The sequence below is a fragment of the Vibrio sp. 1078-1 genome (assembly GCF_033340475.1).
The window spans coordinates 1-661 of record NZ_JAWOWM010000430.1; the positions used below are offsets into that span (position 1 = coordinate 1).

General features: G+C 43.3%; 2 protein-coding genes. One reads left to right on the forward strand and one right to left on the reverse strand.

Annotated elements, in window-relative coordinates; all coding sequences use genetic code 11:
- A partial coding sequence (locus tag R7190_RS28015) for a 7-cyano-7-deazaguanine synthase (RefSeq protein ID WP_318137941.1) occupies positions 1–370 on the forward strand: 370 nt, incomplete at its 5' end.
- Between the two features lie 8 nt (positions 371–378).
- Here the strand turns inward: R7190_RS28015 and R7190_RS28020 are convergent.
- On the reverse strand, positions 379–661 hold a 283-nt coding region (locus R7190_RS28020), incomplete at its 5' end, for a GGDEF domain-containing protein (protein WP_411978096.1).

Genomic DNA, 661 nt, shown 5'->3' on the forward strand with positions numbered 1-661 from the left:
TTACCAAATCGGTGCCGATACGGTGATTACTGGCGTGTGTGAAACGGACTTTAGTGGCTACCCAGATTGCCGAGACGATTTTGTGAAATCAATGAACACGGCGCTGGTTAAAGGTATGGATCGAGCTCTGACGATCAAAACACCGCTGATGTGGCTCAATAAGGCAGAAACATGGGCGTTAGCGGATCAATACAATGCGTTGCAACTGGTTCGTGAAAACACGCTAACTTGCTACAACGGCATCATCGGTGATGGTTGTGGCGATTGCCCATCGTGTGATTTACGCAAAGCCGGGCTCGATGATTACTTGAATAACAAAGATGCAGTTATGAAATCTTTGGTTCAAAAGCAGGAATCAGAAGGTCTATAAACAGACCTTCACGAATTTGCAAATTCTGAACTCAGGTTAATTGGCTCATTGTACGCATCAACAACCGCGTTTTTGCCATTTCTCTTCGCCTGATACAAAGCTTGGTCTAATATCGAGTACAGCTCATCGAAGTTGGTGAGTGGCATTGATGTCGATAGATAGGCCAAGCTTGCCGTTACACGAAGGTCTTCATTTCTTTCCGTTTTGATTTGTTTTTCCGAAATAGTTTTATGCAAACTTTGAACTCGGAACGGTACATCAATTTCATCAACGTTTTTGAGTAAAAGAACA